This is a genomic window from Pseudomonas sp. UBA6562 (assembly GCF_002434265.1).
Lineage (GTDB): Bacteria > Pseudomonadota > Gammaproteobacteria > Pseudomonadales > Pseudomonadaceae > Aquipseudomonas.
This window is the reverse complement of sequence record NZ_DJJS01000008.1, coordinates 513,945-528,798: the sequence shown is the minus strand read 5'-3', so window position 1 is coordinate 528,798 and position 14,854 is coordinate 513,945. Positions and strand designations below refer to the sequence as shown.

Sequence of the window (14,854 nt, the reverse complement as noted above, 5' to 3'; positions counted from 1 at the left end):
CCGTGCGCCCGCCGCCCAATCCACGTATGATGCGCGGCCCTTTTGGCGCATCCGCCGCCAATTCGATCGTCATGACACACCGGGAGGTGCCCTAATGAGCGACAACGACCAAGAACTGCAACCCGTTCCCCCAGCCGGCGAAAAGCTGCAGAAAGTCCTGGCCCGCATCGGCGTCGGTTCGCGCCGCGACGTGGAAGCCTGGATCAGCGAAGGCCGCATCAAGGTCAACGGCGTGCCCGCCACCCTGGGCCAGCGCGTCGACCTGCACGACGCCATCGCAGTGGACGGCAAGCTGATCAAGCGCGAGGAAGCCGCCGAGGCGACCCGTCGCGTGATCATGTACAACAAGCCCGACGGCGAAATCTGCACCCGTGACGACCCCGAAAGCCGTCCGACCGTGTTCGATCGCCTGCCCAAGCCGCGCGAAGGCCGCTGGATCAACATCGGCCGCCTGGACATCAACACCACCGGTCTGCTGCTGTTCACCACCGACGGCGAACTGGCCAACCGCCTGATGCACCCGTCTTACGAAATGGACCGCGAATACGCGGTGCGCGTACGAGGCGAAGTCGACGACGAGATGATCGAACGGCTCAAGGCCGGTGTGACCCTCGAAGACGGCCCGGCCAAGTTCACCGACATCCAGAAGGCACCGGGTGGCGAAGGCTTCAACCACTGGTACCACTGCGTGGTGATGGAAGGCCGCAACCGTGAAGTGCGGCGTTTGTGGGAATCCCAGGGCGTGGTGGTCAGCCGCCTGAAGCGCGTGCGCTTCGGCCCGGTGTTCCTCAACTCCGACCTGCCGATGGGCCGCTGGCGCGAAATGAGCCAAGGCGAGATCGACATCCTCGCCGCCGAAGTGGGCCTGCAGCCGGTGGCGCTGCCCGTGCTCAACCTCAAGGCCAAGGAAAAGCTTGAGCGCCTGCAGCGTAAATCCAGCCGTCCGCTGGGCCGCAACGAGCGCGTACGCAGCCTGCGCCCCGTACAGGATGCCGCACCCGAGCGCGACGCGCGCAAGGGCCGTGCCGAAGCGCCGCGCAAGGATCGCGGCAGCGCCGTGGCCGAACGCCCGAGCGAAATGCGCAAGCGCACCGGCAAGCCTCAGACCGACAAGCCAGCCGGTCGCGGTCGCGGTAAGCCGCGCGACTGATGCATAGCCGTAGGAGCGCCGGTTTAGGCGCTCCTACGGCAATTGCCGGATTGAAGTGGAAACTTGTTGCACCGCCTTGTAAAAGAATTTTTACGATTTAATCGGTTTTCTGAACCTTCAAGATCGGTGTTCTTGGATTGTAAAGAAATCCTGCCATATACGCCGTCTACCCCTGCCTTTTCCCCTTCCCAAGCTCTTGCTCCTGCCTTCTGCAAACGTTGAACTGACGCCATTGCCGCGTACGATTTTTCGTTGAATGCGCGCAGATAAAACAACAATTGGAGGCGCTATGTACGCCCATCACCTTGCCTTTCCAGGCCATCCCCACAGGATCGCCGCGTTTTTCTTTCGGGAACCGACGCGACGCGTTGACGCCTGCGCGCTCGCAAGGGTATACAGGGCGCCGCTTTTACCTGTGACCCCTTCGCGCCTCGCGCACTTTTGCTGATGTCCAGCCGACCGCCCAGGCGGTGCTGCGTCCAGTAAGCCAAGGTAACCACCTTGCCCATTCCGCTGCGCCACAAGCGCGGTGGGTCCGATTCCGTCACAGATAAAAACAAGCAGGTGACTTCGTTCATGAGTGGACACAATTCGCAGTCAGGCGAACTCAAACGTGGCCTGAAAAACCGTCACATCCAGTTGATCGCCTTGGGCGGCGCCATCGGTACGGGGCTGTTCCTCGGCTCGGCCGGGGTGATGAAGTCGGCCGGGCCGTCGATGATCCTCGGCTATGCCGTATGCGGCTTCATCGCCTTCCTGATCATGCGCCAGCTCGGCGAGATGATCGTCGAGGAGCCGGTCGCCGGCTCTTTCAGCCACTTCGCCCACACCTACTGGGGCGGTTTTGCCGGCTTCCTGTCGGGTTGGAACTGCTGGGTGTTGTACATCCTGGTCGGCATGTCGGAATTGTCGGCGGTGGGCAAGTACGTGCACTACTGGTGGCCGGAGATCCCCACCTGGGTCTCGGCGGCCGGTTTCTTCGTGCTGATCAATGCCATCAACCTGATGAACGTCAAGGTGTTCGGCGAGGCGGAGTTCTGGTTCGCCATCATCAAGGTGGCGGCCATCGTCGGCATGATCGCCCTCGGTGCCTGGCTGTTGACCAGCGGCAGCGGCGGGCCCGAAGCCTCGGTGACCAATCTGTGGAGCCACGGCGGGTTCTTCCCCAATGGGGTCGGCGGCCTGGTGATGGCCCTGGCGATCATCATGTTCTCCTTCGGCGGCCTGGAAATGCTCGGTTTCACCGCGGCCGAGGCCGACCAGCCACGCACGGTGATCCCCAAGGCGATCAACCAGGTCATCTACCGCATCCTGATCTTCTACATCGGCGCACTGGTCGTGCTGCTGTCGCTGACCCCGTGGGACGCGTTGGTGGCCAGCATCGACGCTTCCGGCGGCAGCTACGGCAGCAGTCCGTTCGTGCAGGTGTTCTCGTTGCTGGGTAGCGACGTGGCCGCGCACCTGCTCAACTTCGTGGTGCTCACCGCCGCACTGTCGGTCTACAACAGCGGCACCTACTGCAACGCGCGGATGCTCTACGGCATGGCCGAGCAGGGCGACGCGCCAGCCGGGCTGGCCAAGATCGACCGCCGTGGCGTGCCGGTAGCGGCGATTCTGGCGTCGGCGGCCGTTACGCTGATCGCCGTGCTGCTCAATTACTTCATGCCGCAGCAGGCGCTGGAGCTGCTGATGTCGCTGGTGGTGGCCACCTTGGTGATCAACTGGGCGATGATCAGCTACTCGCACCTCAAATTCCGCCAGCACTTGAACCGCGTAGGGCGTCAGCCGCTGTTCAAGGCGCTGTGGTACCCGTATGGCAACTACCTGTGCCTGGCGTTCGTGGTGCTGATCCTGGGCATCATGCTGCTGATGCCGGGCATCCGCGTGTCGGTGTTCGCCATTCCGGTGTGGTTGCTGGTGATGCTGGCCTGCTACCGCCTCAAGGCGCGCAAGGCGCCGGCTGCGGCCGAGCACGTTCTATAGCATTTCTATGCCTGGCCAAGCCTTCACCCAGTGCTTTTCGGTGAGGCGTCATCGCGGCTGGTTCGGAACACCGACCGGCCGCTCCTACAACTGCGCCAGCAGCCAACTGCGAAAAGCGCGCAGCGACGGCAGGTTCTCGTTGCGCGGCGGATAGATCAGGTAATAACTACGCTGGCTGGCGAAAGGTGCAGCGGCGCTGCACAGTTCGCCCTTGTCCAGTTCGTCTTGCACCAGCACCCGCGGCACCAGGCCGATGCCGATGCCGGCGCGCACCGCCTGGATCAGATGCGAGGTCAGCTCGAAGCTCGGCCCCAGGCGCATGGTGCGGTGCGCCAGGCCTTGGTGGGAAAACCACTCGCCCCAGGCGTGGGGGTTGTTGGCGACATTGAGCAGCAACTGCTGACCGATGCGTTCCGGCGTCCACGCCTGTCCGTCGGCGAGCGCGTCAGGCGCTAAAACCACCACCAGTTGCTCGGCCTGCAAGCGATGGCAGATCAACCCAGGCACGTCATGGTTGGCCACACCGATGGCCGCGTCGATCTCGCTGGTGTCGAAATCGATCGCCTCGATACGCGAGTGGATGTGCACCAGCATGCCAGGGTGCGCGGCATAGAACGTGTGCAGCCGCGGCAGCAGCCATTTCGAACCGAAGGTCGGCAAGGTGGCCAGACGCAAGGTGCCTACGCCTGACTGATGCGCCATGGCCTGCAAAGTGGCGCTACGGATGCGCCCCAAGGCCTCGCTCAATTCGCGCTGATACAGGCGCCCGACATCGGTCAACTGCACTTGCCGCCCTTCGCGGCGAAACAGCGTCAGCCCCAATTGCTGCTCCAGCGCCTGCACCTGACGGCTGATGGCGCTCTGCGTCAGCGACAGTTCGACGGCAGCACGGGTGTAGCTTTCGTGGCGCGCGGCGGCTTCGAAGGCGAGCAATAGCGACATTGATGGCGTGAGGTGGCGGTAATTCATTCATAGAACTCATGGATAGCGGCAGGAATATCCGTTTGCCCCCTGCGGCAAACTACAGGAACATTGACCTATCCGTCATTGCCCCTTCGCCCACTCATGCGCGAATGACAATGATTTGCCACTCGGCGTCGACCTTGCCCGTGGCTGACCACCGTGAACCGCCATTATTCAGAAGGCCATCCCCGATGATCGCCCAGTTGCCTGCCCAAGCGCCCGCCGCGCATTACACCACCTTCCTCGAGGCCCTGCGCGGCAGCGGGTTCCGTGGCCAGATCAGTGCCGACTACGGCACCCGCACGGTGCTCGCCACCGACAACTCGATCTACCAGCGCCTGCCCCAAGCGGCCGTGTTCCCGCTCGACGCCGACGATGTCGCGCGCGTGGCCAGGCTCATGGCCGAGGATCGCTTCCAGCAGATCCGCCTGACGCCCCGTGGCGGCGGCACCGGCACCAACGGCCAGTCGCTGACCGACGGCATCGTGGTCGATCTGTCCCGGCATATGAACCAGATTCTCGAAATAAACGTCGAAGAGCGCTGGGTGCGCGTCCAGGCCGGGGTGGTCAAGGACCAGCTCAATGCCGCGCTCAAACCCCATGGATTGTTCTTCGCACCCGAACTGTCGACCTCCAACCGCGCCACCATCGGCGGCATGGTCAACACCGACGCCAGTGGTCAGGGCAGCTGCACCTACGGCAAGACCCGCGACCACGTCCTGGCGCTCGACACCGTGCTGCTCGGCGGCGAGCGTCTGCGCACCCACCCCCTCGACGAGGCCGCGCTCGAACAGGCCTGCGCCGTACCCGGGCGGGCGGGCGAGGTATACCGCGTGGCGCGCGACATCCAGCAGACCCAGGCCGAGCTGATCGAACGCACCTTTCCCAAGCTCAACCGCTGCCTGACCGGCTACGACCTGGCCCACCTGCGCGACGAGCAGGACCGCTTCAACCTCAACAGCGTGCTGTGTGGGGCCGAGGGCTCGCTGGGCTATGTGGTCGAGGCCAAGCTCAATGTCCTGCCGATTCCCAAGTTCGCCGTGCTGGTCAACGTGCGCTACGCCAGCTTCATGGACGCGCTGCGCGATGCCAACGCATTGATGGCGCTCAAGCCGTTGTCGATCGAGACGGTGGATTCCAAGGTGCTGCTGCTGGCGATGAAGGACATCGTCTGGCACAGCGTGGCCGAGTACTTCCCCGAGGACCCGGCGCGTCCGACCTTGGGCATCAACCTGGTGGAGTTCTGCGGCGACGACCCGGACGAAGTCCACGCACGGGTGGCAGCCTTCGTCGCCCACCTGCAAGCCGACCCCAGCGTCGAGCGCCTTGGGCACACCCTGGCCGTGGGTGCCGATGCCGTGACCAAGGTCTACGTGATGCGCAAGCGTTCGGTAGGCCTGCTGGGCAACGTCGAAGGCGAAGTGCGGCCGCAGCCGTTCGTCGAAGACACCGCCGTGCCGCCCGAGCGGTTGGCCGACTACATCGCCGAGTTCCGCGCGCTGCTCGACGGCCATGGCCTGGCCTACGGCATGTTCGGCCATGTCGATGCCGGCGTGCTGCACGTGCGCCCGGCGCTGGACATGAAAGATCCGGCCCAGGCCGCGCTGGTCAAGCCGATCTCCGACGAGGTCGCGGCGTTGACCCGGCGCTATGGCGGCCTGCTCTGGGGCGAGCACGGCAAGGGCCTGCGTTCGGAGTACGTGCCCGAGTACTTCGGCGAGCTGTACCCGGCGCTGCAACGGCTCAAAGGCGCGTTCGACCCGCACAACCAGTTGAACCCCGGCAAGATCTGCACCCCGCTGGGCAGCGCCGAGACGCTGACCAAGGTCGACGGCGTGACCTTGCGCGGCGATCTGGACCGCACCATCGACGAACGCGTGTGGCAGAACTTCGCCAGCGCCGTACATTGCAACGGCAACGGTGCCTGCTACAACTACGACCCCAACGACGCCATGTGCCCGTCCTGGAAGGCCACCCGCGAGCGCCGTCACTCGCCAAAAGGCCGTGCATCGTTGATCCGCGAATGGCTGCGTCTGCAAGGGGCTGCCAACATCGACGTGCTCGCGGCCGGCCAAGGTACGCAGGCTTGGTTCAAGGGCCTGCCGGGCCGGTTGCGCAACCGTTGGGCGCAGCGCCAGGGGCAGGAGGATTTTTCCCACCAGGTGTACGACGCCATGGCTGGCTGCCTGGCGTGCAAATCGTGCGCCGGGCAATGCCCGATCAAGGTCAACGTGCCGGACTTCCGTTCGCGCTTCCTGGAGCTGTACCACCAGCGTTACCAGCGCCCGCTGCGCGACTACCTGATCGGTTCGCTGGAATTCAGCGTGCCGTACCTGGCCCATGCGCCGGGGCTGTACAACGCGGTGATGGGCTCGCGCTGGATCGGCCGGCTGCTGGAAGGCGGCGTGGGTATGGTCGACAGCCCCTTGCTCAGCCGCTTCAACTTCCAGGCCACCCTGAGCCGCTGCGGCGTGGGCATGGCCAGCGTGCCGGCGCTGCGCGAGCTGACCCCGGCGCAGCGCGCGCGCAGCATCGTGCTGGTGCAGGATGCCTTCACCCGCTACTTCGAAACGCCAGTTCTGGCAGCCTTCATCGAGCTGGCTACGCGCATCGGCTACCGCGTGTTCCTCGCCCCTTACAGCGCCAACGGCAAGCCGCTGCACGTCCAGGGCTTCCTCGGCGCCTTCGCCAAGGCTGCCGTGCGCAACGCCCGCCAGCTCAAAGCCCTGGCCGATTGCGACGTGCCGTTGGTGGGGTTGGACCCGGCCATGACCCTGGTCTATCGCCAGGAATACACCAAAGTGGCTGGCTTGGAAGGCTGCCCCACGGTGCTGTTGCCGCAGGAATGGCTGGTGCAGGCGCTGCCCGAACAGGCGGCGGTGCAGGCCGGGCCTTTCCGTTTGCTGGCCCACTGCACGGAAAAGACCAACGTGCCGGCCAGCACCGGGCAATGGCAGCAGGTGTTCGCGCGCTTGGGTCTGCGCTTGGCGACCGAGGCTACTGGATGCTGCGGGATGTCGGGCACCTATGGGCACGAAGCGCGTAACCAGCAGACCTCGCGGGTGATCTTCGAGCAGTCGTGGGCGCAGAAGCTGGACAAGGAAGGGGAGGCGTTGGCGACGGGGTATTCGTGTCGCAGTCAGGTGAAGCGATTGACGGATACGAAGCTGCGGCACCCGTTGGAGGTGGTGTTGCAGTATGCCGAGCGGCAAGCCTGAAGGCTGCTCGCTCGGCATCTGGGCCTTGCCTTTTGAGGAGGCCGGGCGCTACAGCAGCGAGGCATCCAACACACCGCGAGCGAATGCAGGCAGCCCCGCATTCGCTCGCCTGTTGCGTCAAGCGATGGACAAAGGAGGCAGCGACTTGACCAGATCGTCCAGCGCTTTGATCTGCGCCAGGAACGGCTCCAGCTTGTCCAGCGGCAGCGCGCTAGGCCCGTCGCATTTCGCTTGGTCGGGATTAGGGTGCGCTTCGAGGAACAACCCGGCCAGTCCGACCGCCATGCCTGCGCGCGCCAGGTCGACCACTTGTTCGCGACGCCCACCGGACGCTGCGCCCGACGGATCCCGATTCTGCAGGGCGTGAGTGACGTCGAAGATGATCGGCAGGTTGTCGCAGGTGCGCTTCATCACGCCGAAACCCAGCATGTCGACGACGAGGTTGTCGTAGCCCATGCAAGTGCCACGGTCGCACAGGATCAACTGGTCGTTACCCGCTTCCTTGAACTTGTGCACGATGTTCTGCATTTGCGAAGGGCTGAGAAATTGCGGCTTCTTGATGTTGACCGGCTTGCCCGTTTTAGCCAAGGCGACCACCAAGTCGGTCTGGCGCGCCAGGAAGGCAGGCAGCTGCAACACGTCGACCACCTCGGCGACCGGGGCGGCCTGATGGATCTCATGCACGTCGGTAATGATCGGCACGCCGAATTCGGCTTTGACCTTCTCGAAAATGCGCAGGCCTTCTTCCAGACCAGGACCGCGATAGGAGTGGATGGAAGAGCGGTTGGCCTTGTCGAAGCTGGCCTTGAATACGTAGGGAATGCCTAGCTTTTCGGTCACGCGCACGTATTCGGCGCAGGCGGTCAAGGCCAGGCTTTCCGACTCGAGCACGTTGATGCCGCCGAACAGGACGAAGGGCGCGGTGTTCGAGCAGTCGATGTGCGGGGTGATCTTGATCATTGTGTACTCGATGAAGAGGTGTCTGGACGGGTGGCGCGCAATGGGGAAAGGCGCGCTACGGGCTGAATGCGATTGTGGAAGGGATTTTACAGGCATTTTCGCCCATGGGTCAGCGTTTCCGGAAGTGTCGCTCGCAGGTGGGGGGAAGTGCGGCGGTCAGCGCTGCGAGGAACGCGCCGGTCTCGGATGGCTGTCCGGCGGTGCCATTCGCCAGGTTGGGCAAGTTTTCAATCGGTGGATTCGCCTAGGTCATTGCGCCGGTTCGACTGCTCGATTAGGACGTCCGATCTGGTAACCATTCCTCGTGAACAGGCAGTTCCGCTCGGCCGCATGCCCCGCTAGGGTTAGCTGCGCAGCCCGATCGTGCTGCCTTACGTTCAATCCCAATGGAGTGTCCACTGATGCGTAAATCCGTGTTTTCCGCTGTATTGCCTCTTGTCGCCGGCCTGGTGTTCTCCGTCGGGGCTGTCGCCATGGAAACGGAATCCATGCCGATGTCGAAGACGGGCGAGATGGCGATGCAAGGTGAAATGTCGATGCAGGGCGAAAAGGCCATGCAAGGCGACATGGCCGGCCACCCTGCCATGAAGCCCGGCATGCTCGACCTGAACATGGCCGACGCCGCCACGCTGCAAAAGGAACTGACCGGCATCGGCAAAGCCAAGGCCGAGGCCATCGTCAAGTACCGGGATACCCACGGGCCGTTCACCTCTGTGGATGAGCTGTTGGAAATCAACGGCATCGGCAGTGCACTGCTCGAACGCAATCGCGACAAACTGATGGTGAAATAGAAACGGGCGCGGCGCGTCAACCCATGCAATAACGAACAGGGCCGCATCATGCGGCCCTGTCTGGTTCGAAGCCAGGACAGCAGGGGTCAGCGATCACGCGCGTCCTGCGCATCGGCCGCCGCATTGCGCTCATGTACTTTCTTCAACTGCTCCTCGCTCAAAGGCACCTTTTTGGCGGTGTCGCGCAGCATCATCAGGCCGCCGACGATCGAGCCGATGGCGACGACAAGGATCAACCAGGCATACCAGGGCATTGTCATTCTCCTGCAACAGGGTGGGTGTCGCTCATATGCCATGTGGAGCAGGTGCGCGCAACAATGGTTCCCTAGCGCGGGCCAGGAGCGGATCGCGGCGCCGGCCGATTCACGGCGCCCCCGGCGGCGGCCACTTCGTTTACAATGCGCGCCGTTTTCGACTTGCCAAGAGACCTGACCATGTCCGCCTGCCAGACGCCCCTGATCGTCGCCCTGGATTTCCCCACCCGTGAAGCCGCCCTGAAACTGGCCGACCAGCTCGATCCGGCGCTGTGCCGGGTGAAGGTAGGCAAGGAACTGTTCACCAGCAGCGCGTCGGGCATCGTCGAGACGCTCTGTGCCAAGGGCTTCGAAGTGTTCCTGGACCTCAAATTCCACGACATCCCCAACACTACGGCCATGGCGGTGAAGGCCGCCGCGGAAATGGGCGTGTGGATGGTCAACGTGCATTGCTCCGGCGGCCTGCGCATGATGTCGGCGTGCCGTGAGGTGCTGGCTGCACGTAGCGGTGCGCAGCCCCTGCTGATCGGTGTGACGGTGCTGACCAGCATGGAGCAGGAAGACCTCGCCGGCATCGGCCTGGACGTCGAGCCGCAGGCGCAGGTGCTGCGTTTGGCGGCGTTGGCGGAAAAGGCCGGTATGGACGGCCTGGTGTGTTCGGCGCTGGAAGCGACGGCGCTGAAGGCGGCGCACCCGTCGCTGCAATTGGTCACGCCGGGCATTCGTCCGGCCGGCAGTGCCCAGGACGATCAGCGCCGTATCCTCACCCCGCGTCAGGCCTTGCAAGCGGGGTCGGACTATCTGGTGATCGGTCGACCGATCAGCCAGGCGGCCGATCCGGCCCAGGCACTGGCGCAAGTGGTGGCCGAGATTCGCGGCTGAACCTGGCCGCTCGGCTCGAACGAAAAGGGCCGAACCTCTGTATAGGGTTCGGCCCTTTCGCCAAGCGCTACCGATAGCGCAGGCGCCTCAGACCTTCAGCACCAGCTTGCCGAAGTTCTCGCCGCTGAACAGCTTCAGCAGGGTTTCGGGGAAGGTCTCCAGACCCTCGACCACGTCTTCCTTGCTCTTCACTTCGCCGCTGTCCAGCCAACCGGCCATTTCCTTGGCAGCCTTGCCGTAGTCCTTCATGTGGTCGAACACGATGAAGCCTTCCATGCGCGCACGGTTGACCAGCAGCGCCAAATAGTTGGACGGGCCTTTGACCGCCTCCTTGTTGTTGTACTGGCTGATGGCGCCGCAGATGACGATGCGGGCTTTGAAGTTGATGCGCGACAGTACCGCGTCGAGGATGTCGCCACCGACGTTGTCGAAGTACACGTCCACACCTTTGGGGCACTCGCGCTTGAGGCCTTCGAGCACATCCTCGGCTTTGTAGTCGATGGTGCCGTCGAAGCCCAGTTCGTCCTTGAGGTACTGGCACTTCTGCGTACCCCCTGCGATACCGACGACCCGGCAACCTTTGGTTTTGGCGATCTGCCCGGCGATGCTGCCCACCGCGCCGGCGGCGCCGGAAATCACCACGGTGTCACCGGCCTTGGGCTGGCCGACTTCCAGCAGGGCGAAGTAGGCGGTCATGCCGGTCATGCCCAGGGCGGACAGGTAACGGGGTAGGGGAGCCAGGCTCGGATCGATCTTTTGCAGGCCTTCGGGTTTGCCGGTGAAGTAGTCCTGCACGCCGAGCGCGCCGCCGACATGGTCGCCGGGCTTGTAGTCCGGATGCTTCGAGGCGATCACTTCACCGACGCCCAGGGCACGCATCACCTCGCCCAGGCCGACGGGCGGAATATACGACTTGCCTTCGTTCATCCAGCCGCGCATTGCCGGGTCGAGCGAGAGGTAGAGGTTCTTGACCTGGATCTGGCCGTCGGCTGGCGCTTCGACAGGTGCCTGCTCGAACGTGAAGTCGTCACGCTGGACGGCGCCAGAGGGGCGCTTGCTCAGCAGGAAACGGCGGTTGTTCTGGGTCATGGAAGGTCCTCGTTCGCTAAAAGGGAGCTGGCGCAGGCCAGTGTCTGTGATGGACAGATTTCCTTTCATAGCGTGCGATCGGGTGTCGAGCAAGCTTGTTCCGGACTTGCAAATACCCAGCGATCGTTCTGACTGATACGGTTTACAGGTCGGGTTTGCGCAGGGTCTTCTGCTTGAGGATGTAGAGGCTGACGCCCACCGCGCTGGTCAGCATGAAGGCACGCGCCCAGAACGAGGGGACGAGGTAGCAGGAGACGAGAATGCTGGTCCACATCAGGCCGATGGCCCAGACCTTGCCGCGCAGCGGAATGCCTTCACCGCCCAGGTAGTCGCGAATCCAGGGGCCCAAGTGGCGATGGTGAATCAGCCAATGGTGGAAGCGTGGCGAGCTGCGTGCGAAGCACGCAGCGGCCAGCAGCAGGAAGGGCGTGGTGGGCAGTACCGGCAAGAAGATGCCCACCACGCCAAGCGCGACGCTGAGCCAGCCGAGGGCCAGCAACAGGTAACGCATGGTGCGATCAGTGGTGGCGAGGCTTGAGCAGCGCCGGCTTCTCGTCGGGCGCGTGCAGCAGCAGGAACAGCGCGGTGAGCGCTTCTGGGATCTGTACGATCATGTCGTCCTGCAGGTTGGCGTTGCTGGCGATATCGGCGAACTCGGGTTGTTCGTCGAACAGCCCCGAACCGACCATGATCGGCAGGAGCATTTCGCTGACTTCCTCTTCGGCGTTCTCGAACCAGGCTTCTTCGCGCAGGAATACGCCCTCCATGAAGCCGATGCACCAACCGCGCAGCTCCGAATCGTCCGGGTCGTCGCCCAGGTCGAGCTCGCAGGGCAGCTCGAAATCCTCTTCGCTGGCGAGCACGCGGGCGATGTGGTTCTTGAGCGCGACGAGCGTGGTTTCCACCTCGACATGCTGGGCTTCGCTGGCGTACTGCGGCGGCTCGGCGAATAGGGCATCGATCCATTCGCGCTCTGGCACGTCTTCGGTGCTGATCGACAGGGCGGTCAGGAAGCCGTGGGCGGCGACGTAGTCCAGGGCTTCCTCGTGCAGCTCATCGGCATCGAGAAAGGCCTGCAGGCGGGTGAGTTGCTCGGCGAGGGACATTGGAGAAATTACCTGAAAGAAATAAACGTTGGGCGATTCTAGCACCTTGCAACACATGCGAGGCAAAGGAAGACGTCCGTCACCGACGTCCCCTGGCCTCAGGTCGGCTGAGGTATAATCTGCCGTTTTTCATGCCGGGGTCAGCGTTTCAGGCTGCCAGGCAAAAGCCGCTTACGCATTCGCGGGTGTGCGGGGCGGGATTATCGTCCAGCCTATCGGCCGAACGGTACGACGATTTATGGAGTGGCAAATGCTCGAACAGGCTCAGCGCGTCCTCAAGGACATCTTCGGCTACGACAGCTTCCGCGGTCCTCAGGCGGCGATCATCGACTGTGTGGCCAATGGCGGCGATGCGCTGGTGCTGATGCCCACGGGCGGCGGCAAGTCGCTGTGCTTCCAGGTGCCGGGGCTGCTGCGCCCTGGCCTGACGGTCGTGGTGTCGCCGCTGATCGCGCTGATGGACGACCAGGTCGCCACCCTCAACGAGCTGGGCGTGGCGGCCGCGGCGCTAAACTCCACCCTGAGCACCGACCAGCAACGCGACCTGGCCGGCCAACTGCGCCGCGGCGAGCTGAAGATGCTGTATCTGGCGCCCGAGCGTCTGGTGCAGCAACGCATGCTGGATTTCCTGCGCGGCCTCGACGTGTCGCTGTTCGCCATCGACGAGGCGCACTGTGTGTCGCAGTGGGGGCACGACTTCCGCCCCGAGTACCTGCAACTGGGCCAGCTCGCCGAGCTGTTCCCCCATGTGCCGCGCATCGCCCTGACCGCCACCGCCGACATGCGTACCCGCGAGGAGATCGTCCAGCGCCTGCACCTGTATGGCGCCGAGCGTTTCCTGTCGAGCTTCGACCGGCCGAACATCTTCTACCGCATCGTGCCCAAGGAGTCGCCGCGCAAGCAGCTCATGGCGTTCCTCGGCGAGCGCCGTGGCAACGCCGGCATCGTCTATTGCCTGTCGCGCAAGAAGGTCGATGAAACCGCTGCTTATCTATGCGACCAGGGTTTCCCGGCGCTGGCCTACCACGCCGGCCTGCCCGCCGAGACCCGCGCGGCCAACCAGAAGCGCTTCCTCAACGAGGAGGGGTTGATCATGGTCGCCACCATCGCCTTCGGCATGGGCATCGACAAGCCCAACGTGCGCTTCGTCGCTCACCTCGACCTGCCCAAGTCGCTCGAGGCCTACTACCAGGAAACCGGCCGTGCCGGCCGCGATGGTCTGCCGGCCGACGCCTGGATGGCCTACGGGCTGCAAGACATGGTCATGCTCAAGCAGATGTTGCAGAACTCCGAAGGCGACGAGCGCCACAAGCGTGTCGAGCAGCACAAGCTCGACGCCATGTTGGCGCTGTGCGAGGAAACCCGCTGCCGTCGCCAGGCGCTGCTGGCCTATTTCGACGAAACCCTGGAGCAGCCTTGCGGGCACTGCGACAACTGCGTCGACAACGTGCAGACCTGGGACGCCACCGAGGCGGCGCGCCAGGCCCTGTCGGCGGTGTATCGCACCGGTCAGCGCTACGGCGTGGGGCACTTGATCGATGTGTTGTTGGGCAAGGACACCGAAAAGGTACGTAATTTCGGCCACGAGCGGCTGTCGGTCTTCGGCGTGGGCAAAGGTCGCGACGAAGCCCAATGGCGTTCCCTGTTCCGCCAGTTGGTGGCCCGTGGGCTGGTCGACATCGACTTGGAAGGCTACGGCGGGCTGCGTCTGTCCGACACGTGCAGGCCGCTGCTCAAAGGCGAGGTGAACCTCGAACTGCGCCGCGACCTCAAGCCGCAGACGGTCGCCAAGAGCTCGGGCGGCAGCCCGGCCAGCCAACTGGTGCGGGGCGAGGAACGCGAGCTGTGGGAAGCTTTGCGCACCTTGCGCCGCAAGCTGGCCGAGGAGCACAGCGTGCCGCCCTATGTCATCTTCCCCGACTCCACGCTGCTGGAAATGCTGCGCAGTCAACCCACCAGCCTGCATGAGATGGGTCAGGTCAGCGGGGTCGGCGCGCGCAAGCTCGAGCGCTATGGCCAGGCTTTCCTCGAAGTGCTCAACGCGGGCGAAGCGCCGTCGGCGGCGCCAGTGGTGGCCGATTTGCGTCATGAGTTGGTCAGCCTGGCCCGCGCCGGCATGACGCCTGCGCAGATCGCCGGCCAATTGCAGTGCAGCGAGAAGAACGTCTACAGCCTGCTGGCCGAGGCCCTGGGCAGCCAGTCGTTGAGCCTCGACCAGGCACTCGACTTGCCCGAGGAACTCATGTCGGAAATTCAGGATGCCTTCCTCGACGGCGAAGGCGAGCTGCCCCCGGTGACGGCGATAGCGGCGCAGTTCGAAGGGCGGGTGGCCGAAGGCGTGTTGTATTGCGTGCGTGCGGCCTTGGCGGCCGAATTCGAGCTGTAGCGCCAGGCCATGGTCGACTTTGGCGCATTGGCATCGTGCCTGCTGGCAAGGCATGATGCGTCCCTAACGAAA

General features: G+C 64.0%; 12 protein-coding genes. 6 read left to right on the top strand and 6 right to left on the bottom strand.

The window, feature by feature from the left end; genetic code table 11:
• Window positions 1-94: 94 nt before the first annotated feature.
• Both rluB and B4M43_RS18025 read left to right on the top strand, forming a co-directional pair.
• Window positions 95-1,150 carry a 23S rRNA pseudouridine(2605) synthase RluB gene (rluB, locus tag B4M43_RS18030; RefSeq protein WP_296268820.1) on the top strand — a complete coding sequence of 352 codons (1,056 nt, stop codon included), beginning with the start codon at window positions 95-97 and terminating at the stop codon, window positions 1,148-1,150.
• Window positions 1,151-1,726: 576 nt separating this feature from the next.
• Window positions 1,727-3,133, top strand: coding sequence for an amino acid permease (locus tag B4M43_RS18025; RefSeq protein ID WP_296268819.1), 1,407 nt, complete (start codon window positions 1,727-1,729; stop codon window positions 3,131-3,133).
• A gap of 84 nt (window positions 3,134-3,217) precedes the next feature.
• On the opposite strand, the gene B4M43_RS18020 is transcribed toward B4M43_RS18025, so the two are convergent.
• Window positions 3,218-4,102, bottom strand: a complete 885-nt coding sequence (locus B4M43_RS18020; RefSeq protein WP_296268818.1) for a LysR substrate-binding domain-containing protein — start codon at window positions 4,100-4,102, stop codon at window positions 3,218-3,220.
• A 185-nt stretch (window positions 4,103-4,287) separates the two neighbouring features.
• Here B4M43_RS18020 and ydiJ point away from each other — a divergent pair, with 185 nt between their 5' ends.
• Window positions 4,288-7,314, top strand: a complete 3,027-nt coding sequence (ydiJ, locus tag B4M43_RS18015; protein WP_296268817.1) for a D-2-hydroxyglutarate dehydrogenase YdiJ — start codon at window positions 4,288-4,290, stop codon at window positions 7,312-7,314.
• 117 nt (window positions 7,315-7,431) lie between these two features.
• Here the strand turns inward: ydiJ and kdsA are convergent, their stop codons facing one another.
• Window positions 7,432-8,274, bottom strand: a complete 843-nt coding sequence (gene kdsA / locus B4M43_RS18010; protein ID WP_296268816.1) for a 3-deoxy-8-phosphooctulonate synthase — start codon at window positions 8,272-8,274, stop codon at window positions 7,432-7,434.
• 401 nt (window positions 8,275-8,675) lie between these two features.
• On the opposite strand from kdsA, the gene B4M43_RS18005 reads away from it, so the two are divergent.
• Window positions 8,676-9,065 carry a ComEA family DNA-binding protein gene (locus B4M43_RS18005; protein ID WP_296268815.1) on the top strand — a complete coding sequence of 130 codons (390 nt, stop codon included), beginning with the start codon at window positions 8,676-8,678 and terminating at the stop codon, window positions 9,063-9,065.
• 86 nt (window positions 9,066-9,151) lie between these two features.
• Here B4M43_RS18005 and B4M43_RS18000 read toward each other — a convergent pair whose 3' ends face one another.
• On the bottom strand, window positions 9,152-9,319 hold the full coding sequence (locus tag B4M43_RS18000) for a DUF2897 family protein (protein WP_296268814.1): 168 nt from the start codon (window positions 9,317-9,319) through the stop codon (window positions 9,152-9,154).
• Window positions 9,320-9,499: 180 nt separating this feature from the next.
• On the opposite strand from B4M43_RS18000, the gene pyrF reads away from it, so the two are divergent.
• On the top strand, window positions 9,500-10,201 hold the full coding sequence (gene pyrF / locus B4M43_RS17995; RefSeq protein ID WP_296268813.1) for an orotidine-5'-phosphate decarboxylase: 702 nt from the start codon (window positions 9,500-9,502) through the stop codon (window positions 10,199-10,201).
• An 87-nt stretch (window positions 10,202-10,288) separates the two neighbouring features.
• On the opposite strand, the gene B4M43_RS17990 is transcribed toward pyrF, so the two are convergent.
• The 3 genes from B4M43_RS17990 to B4M43_RS17980 all read right to left on the bottom strand — a co-directional run bounded on the left by B4M43_RS17990 (window position 10,289) and on the right by B4M43_RS17980 (window position 12,396).
• Complete coding sequence (locus tag B4M43_RS17990; RefSeq protein WP_296268812.1) at window positions 10,289-11,290, bottom strand: NADP-dependent oxidoreductase; 1,002 nt, start codon at window positions 11,288-11,290, stop codon at window positions 10,289-10,291.
• Between the two features lie 142 nt (window positions 11,291-11,432).
• The gene (locus B4M43_RS17985; RefSeq protein ID WP_296268811.1) at window positions 11,433-11,801 is read right to left on the bottom strand and encodes a YbaN family protein; all 369 of its coding nucleotides are present in this window, start codon (window positions 11,799-11,801) and stop codon (window positions 11,433-11,435) included.
• Between the two features lie 7 nt (window positions 11,802-11,808).
• Window positions 11,809-12,396: a UPF0149 family protein gene (locus tag B4M43_RS17980; RefSeq protein ID WP_296268810.1), complete on the bottom strand. Its 588-nt coding sequence runs from the start codon at window positions 12,394-12,396 to the stop codon at window positions 11,809-11,811.
• Between the two features lie 250 nt (window positions 12,397-12,646).
• Between B4M43_RS17980 and recQ the strand changes: the two genes are divergently transcribed.
• The gene (gene recQ / locus B4M43_RS17975; protein WP_296268809.1) at window positions 12,647-14,782 is read left to right on the top strand and encodes a DNA helicase RecQ; all 2,136 of its coding nucleotides are present in this window, start codon (window positions 12,647-12,649) and stop codon (window positions 14,780-14,782) included.
• The last annotated feature ends 72 nt before the right edge of the window (window positions 14,783-14,854 follow it).

Excerpts from the sequence above, each read along its gene's own strand:
- kdsA (WP_296268816.1), bottom strand. The coding sequence starts at position 8,274 with ATGATCAAGATCACCCCGCACATCGACTGCTCGAACACCGCGCCCTTC.
- rluB (WP_296268820.1), top strand. The coding sequence starts at position 95 with ATGAGCGACAACGACCAAGAACTGCAACCCGTTCCCCCAGCCGGCGAA.
- ydiJ (WP_296268817.1), top strand. The coding sequence starts at position 4,288 with ATGATCGCCCAGTTGCCTGCCCAAGCGCCCGCCGCGCATTACACCACC.
- B4M43_RS18005 (WP_296268815.1), top strand. The coding sequence starts at position 8,676 with ATGCGTAAATCCGTGTTTTCCGCTGTATTGCCTCTTGTCGCCGGCCTG.
- B4M43_RS18025 (WP_296268819.1), top strand. The coding sequence starts at position 1,727 with ATGAGTGGACACAATTCGCAGTCAGGCGAACTCAAACGTGGCCTGAAA.
- B4M43_RS18000 (WP_296268814.1), bottom strand. The coding sequence starts at position 9,319 with ATGCCCTGGTATGCCTGGTTGATCCTTGTCGTCGCCATCGGCTCGATC.
- B4M43_RS17985 (WP_296268811.1), bottom strand. The coding sequence starts at position 11,801 with ATGCGTTACCTGTTGCTGGCCCTCGGCTGGCTCAGCGTCGCGCTTGGC.
- B4M43_RS18020 (WP_296268818.1), bottom strand. The coding sequence starts at position 4,102 with ATGAATTACCGCCACCTCACGCCATCAATGTCGCTATTGCTCGCCTTC.
- recQ (WP_296268809.1), top strand. The coding sequence starts at position 12,647 with ATGCTCGAACAGGCTCAGCGCGTCCTCAAGGACATCTTCGGCTACGAC.
- pyrF (WP_296268813.1), top strand. The coding sequence starts at position 9,500 with ATGTCCGCCTGCCAGACGCCCCTGATCGTCGCCCTGGATTTCCCCACC.
- B4M43_RS17990 (WP_296268812.1), bottom strand. The coding sequence starts at position 11,290 with ATGACCCAGAACAACCGCCGTTTCCTGCTGAGCAAGCGCCCCTCTGGC.
- B4M43_RS17980 (WP_296268810.1), bottom strand. The coding sequence starts at position 12,396 with ATGTCCCTCGCCGAGCAACTCACCCGCCTGCAGGCCTTTCTCGATGCC.